Origin of the sequence: Photobacterium sp. OFAV2-7, assembly GCF_022347985.1 — a bacterium.
Classification (GTDB): Bacteria; Pseudomonadota; Gammaproteobacteria; order Enterobacterales; family Vibrionaceae; genus Photobacterium.
Map to the genome: position 1 here is coordinate 1 of NZ_JAKRFQ010000481.1, position 3882 is coordinate 3882.

The following is a 3882-nucleotide window of genomic DNA, read 5'->3' on the forward strand; positions in this document are numbered from 1 at the left end:
TTCAGTGCAATGTCCGGTGTCAGATAACAGCCGCCGGTTGCCGCCGTACGTACCGCCTGAATTAATTCATCCGGGCTACAACGCTTGCTCAAATAACCCCTGGCCCCTGCTTCCAGTGCTTTTTCAACAATCGCTACTGAGTCGTGAACACTCAGCATGATGCAGGCTATTCCTTCCGGCAAATCGGCCAGCAGAGACAAGCCGCTCTCATCCGGCATCGAGATATCCAGAATACAAACCGTTGCCTGGCTGCCCGGAATGCCCCCCCTTGCTTCCTGAGCAGAGCCAAATTCCCGGACAACCTCTATATCGGTTTCCAACGACAGCAATTGGGCAAACCCAGAACGTACAATAATGTGATCATCTACCAGTACGACTTTGATCATCTAGCACCACCCGGCCACAGCCAAAAGAGGCATAACCTACATCCATCCGCCCTGACAGGCAAGAGCGAAAAATGAAATCCCAGCATTCATAACATCCCTTATCACAAGAAACAGTCAGAGCCACTTCCCATATATTCATAAAGACAATAAAAAGTAAGGTGAGGGGTTGCCAGCTTTGCTAGGCAAACAAAAAAGCCCGGCTCTATCGAGCCGGGCAAAAGAAATAAGACAATGAATGTACTAGTTACCAGTAAACGCGGGCACCTAATGCAAATGAACTTTCGCCATCAGCGGATTTTACGCCCACGAAGCTATCACTACCTTTATTGGTGTAACCCAACGTATCACCATCAGCGTAGCCATATTCTACATAGATACGTGACCAGCTATTAAAGTGATAATCAGTACCCACATAGATTAGTGTGCCGTCACCATCTGTATCTAGTACTTTTGAATCCTGTTCAGTGTACTCGTAACCAGCATAAGCTGTCGCATTATCGGCCCAGCTATAGGTACCTGCTAGACTGTACGCATTCTCATCGATAGTCGCACCTGTCGCTTTATTTTCAAGTTCTGCATTATAGTAAGTAAAACCAATCAGAGCAGGACCAAATGTGTATTCAACCGTACCTTCAAAATAAGTATTTTCGATATCAGCCGTCGTTTTTACTTCTTTTGTAAACTCTGGAACGCTTGAGTTTGGCGTCACTGTATCAGTACTAACTACGAAGTCTTTATCACGGTTGACACCACCACCAATGTGGAAATTGAAATCACCAACGCTTGAAGACAAGAACAACTCGGCTAGTTCTTGGTTTGAGTCATCTTCGTCCAGGCCATAGTTACCTGCAAGCAGGAACTTTTCGCCTTCATAGGTGTACTTGATCAAAGAATCATGGCGGGCACCAGAAAGAGTTGAATAACGAAGGGCGGTACCACCGAAGAAATACGAGTAATCGGCACCGTAGATCTCATCCGCAACGACCCACTGGCGACCGAAAGAAAATTTGCCGAAATCCGTACCAACACCAGCAATGTGAAGGCGGTTTTTCATAGTGTAGTCAGAACCGTCTGCGTCATAGTTCAAACCAAACTCAACTTTACCGAACACATCCACTGTATCGGTAATAGCATACTCGGCTTTTACGCCAGTACGAGAAGAACCCGCATTCAACGTTACATCTTTATCTTCAAGCTTTTTCACTTCAGTTCGAAGCTGACCATAGAAGTCGACCATTGCTTCATCGGTTTTAAGAAGTTCAACAGCACTGACAGCGTTGCTAAAAATTACGGCGGGAATTGCTACTGCTAATAGTGTTTTTTTCATTATACTTTCCTGTAATATTTTGTTGTGTTTTTCAACCCTTCCTGAGTCGAAAAGAAACATATCAACAACAAAAAAACACCGCAACACCACAAAACACCATAAATAGCCACACAAGCAGCACCATGATTCATCATACCATGCCAATACAGAGAATGATTATTCAGAAAATTTATAAAACAAGGCCAAATATTGAAATTTAACTCACAATACTTGAAAGAAATGGAACTTTATATCGATAACCAAATGGAATAGGACATAAACAAAAGAGAAAAATAAATATAAAATAATTTCACTCAATAAATAAAAAGATCTAAATCTGAGTCAATTTTAGGACAAAGTGAATTGATTAATAATAAAGAGAAAACGACAGTTAACGCCAAACAAAAAATGGCGTCCCATAATTGGACGCCACTATATTCTAATTACGAATAGTTTATTTGCTAATGAAGCGCAATACGCACCAACCATATATTATGATGATCTTGTAAATACCCACCATTTTCTGCGATTGACTTTAAATATCCGAGACGATGATGGCCCTCAAGCAAATTAAATGGTGCCTTTAATACCCGTCCGTTTGTCGCATATAGGTCTCTTTCGTACTGCAGTACAATGGGGGCAACAGGCCAGGTCCCATTGTCCTGCATATTCTGAACAAGCCAGCTACGCTGAAACAACGGATTATTCATTCGACTCGAGAACTTACTAACCACATCATCGTGCGGTGTTTTAATTTGGTTAATAATGTCATCGGTACTCCATCGCTCCTTTGTAAAGCTCATGGCCTGAAAATCTAACCAGCCCCAATTACAAAGCACGCCTTTCCAATGACGATATACCCACTGCTCAAGCACTTCTTCTGGAAACTGGGGTAATACACCATGTACTCTTTCGCGCCATTGCTCCCAAGGTTCACAATGCCGACTACCAAAACCATCTGGTGCTAATTCATAGAGTAATCGATCGCTCCTGATCATAACTACGTCCCCCTATTGCCAAACTGCTGCACCGAGCAACAGCGTAAAACCATAACCATTCACTTAGAAAGGTTAATTATTCCGTTAATTTGAAATTAGCACAGGAGGGGATGAAAGAACATAAGAATATTAGAGAAAGATTATTCACGACAACAAAGCTACCAGCCGGCGACAGCTCAAGAAACAACCATACAATAGCGGCCAAACGACCAAAATAGCTAGAGGTGGTAGTTATTCAATCCAGGCAGGATAACAAAATGAAGAGTTATGCAACAGAAGAAAGAAGGGAGGCACAACCACCCGATACAAACAGGGCAGAACCTGAGTTCTGCCCTGAGCAAGAAAACCAAGTACCCGTATGGCTTTACTGATCTGTTACCCAACGATCAGCAGCAGAGGTATCGGTCTCACGAGCATCAACCCAGCGTGACTCTTCGGGTGTCTGCTCTTTTTTCCAGAACGGAGCACGTGTTTTCAGGTAGTCCATGATAAACTCACACGCCTGAAAAGCCGCGCCACGGTGGGCACTCGACACGCCGACAAAGACAATCTGATCACCCAGATCCAAATCACCGACCCGATGAATAACCCGAGTTTGCAGCAATGGCCAACGCTCACGGGCTTGATCGACGATCTCTTCCAACGATTTTTCCGTCATCCCCGGATAGTGCTCCAGAGACAAGCCAGTGACACTATCGCCCTGATTAAAATCTCGTACCTTACCGATAAAGGTCACCACAGCACCGGCATCAGTGCCTTCGGCAAGCTTGGCATACTCATCAGCAACCGAAAAATCTTCAAACTGAACAGAGATCATAATTAGCCCCCGGTCACAGGCGGGAAAAAGGCAATCTCATCCCCATCTTTAATAATTGTGTCTAACGGGCAGATAGTCTGATTGACAGCGACCAGCAACTTGCCGGATTCCAATGCCAGTTGCCACTTGTCACCACGCTCGCACAGATGAGTACGCAGCTCCTCAGCCGTTGCAAACCCGGCATCCATTTCAAGGCGATCAACGCCTACCAGCTCTTTAACCTGAGCAAAGAAAAGTACATTAATCATGCTTCCACCTTAAAATGTCCTGACTTACCACCAGTTTTTTCAAGCAATCGGACCTGACCGATAACCATATCTTTTTGCACAGCCTTGCACATATCATAAATCGTCAGGGCAGCAACAGAAGCAGCGG

Annotated in this window: 6 protein-coding genes; all 6 read right to left on the minus strand. The window is 44.3% G+C overall.

The window, feature by feature from the left end; genetic code table 11:
• On the minus strand, window positions 1-386 hold a 386-nt coding region (locus MHN01_RS19385), incomplete at its 3' end, for a response regulator (RefSeq protein ID WP_239412854.1).
• Between the two features lie 244 nt (window positions 387-630).
• A complete protein-coding gene (locus tag MHN01_RS19390; protein WP_239412855.1) occupies window positions 631-1713 on the minus strand; it encodes a porin in 1083 nt (360 codons plus the stop codon).
• Between the two features lie 440 nt (window positions 1714-2153).
• Window positions 2154-2690, minus strand: coding sequence for a hypothetical protein (locus MHN01_RS19395; RefSeq protein WP_239412856.1), 537 nt, complete (start codon window positions 2688-2690; stop codon window positions 2154-2156).
• Between the two features lie 364 nt (window positions 2691-3054).
• Window positions 3055-3507: a molybdopterin synthase catalytic subunit MoaE gene (moaE, locus tag MHN01_RS19400; RefSeq protein ID WP_239412857.1), complete on the minus strand. Its 453-nt coding sequence runs from the start codon at window positions 3505-3507 to the stop codon at window positions 3055-3057.
• A gap of 2 nt (window positions 3508-3509) precedes the next feature.
• Window positions 3510-3755, minus strand: a complete 246-nt coding sequence (gene moaD / locus MHN01_RS19405) for a molybdopterin synthase sulfur carrier subunit (protein WP_239412858.1) — start codon at window positions 3753-3755, stop codon at window positions 3510-3512.
• Window positions 3752-3882: cyclic pyranopterin monophosphate synthase MoaC (locus tag MHN01_RS19410; protein ID WP_304622876.1), on the minus strand; the 131-nt coding region annotated here is incomplete at its 5' end. The genes moaD and MHN01_RS19410, both read right to left, overlap by 4 nt.

What these genes read in the sequence shown, in the direction of transcription:
- moaD (WP_239412858.1), bottom strand. Translation starts at nt 3,755, where the DNA reads ATGATTAATGTACTTTTCTTTGCTCAGGTTAAAGAGCTGGTAGGCGTT.
- MHN01_RS19390 (WP_239412855.1), bottom strand. Translation starts at nt 1,713, where the DNA reads ATGAAAAAAACACTATTAGCAGTAGCAATTCCCGCCGTAATTTTTAGC.
- MHN01_RS19395 (WP_239412856.1), bottom strand. Translation starts at nt 2,690, where the DNA reads ATGATCAGGAGCGATCGATTACTCTATGAATTAGCACCAGATGGTTTT.
- moaE (WP_239412857.1), bottom strand. Translation starts at nt 3,507, where the DNA reads ATGATCTCTGTTCAGTTTGAAGATTTTTCGGTTGCTGATGAGTATGCC.